Raw genomic sequence first — 285 nt, 5'->3', positions numbered from 1 at the left:
AAAGTGGCTCATAAGAATGAAAAGATAAAAGCTTCTAAAAATCAATATTTTAGTCCATTTAAAATTAATTGTGACTTTCTCAAACCATTTTCTACCTCTGCTGTAGAGAAAAAAGAGCCATTAATTTCGGAGAGCTCGTCTTCAGATTCATTATTTGCTCCGTCTGCCACCAAAGTTGGAAAAATCAATAAAAAATTGTTTTCGGCTCAATTAGATAACATGCATTATGAAAATAAAGGACTTGTGAATTCGGGTTATATAGGTGAAATTGGAAATAAAGACAAT

Annotated in this window: 1 protein-coding gene; it reads left to right on the top strand. The window is 31.2% G+C overall.

Annotated elements, in window-relative coordinates; genetic code table 11:
* A partial coding sequence (locus tag SB786_RS36010; protein ID WP_410731547.1) for a hypothetical protein occupies positions 1-285 on the top strand: 285 nt, incomplete at both ends.

Source organism: Burkholderia sp. SIMBA_062 (genome assembly GCF_046534765.1).
Lineage (GTDB): Bacteria > Pseudomonadota > Gammaproteobacteria > Burkholderiales > Burkholderiaceae > Burkholderia > Burkholderia ambifaria.
Note: the sequence above shows the minus strand (reverse complement) of the source record. Positions and strands in the feature narration are given on the sequence as shown.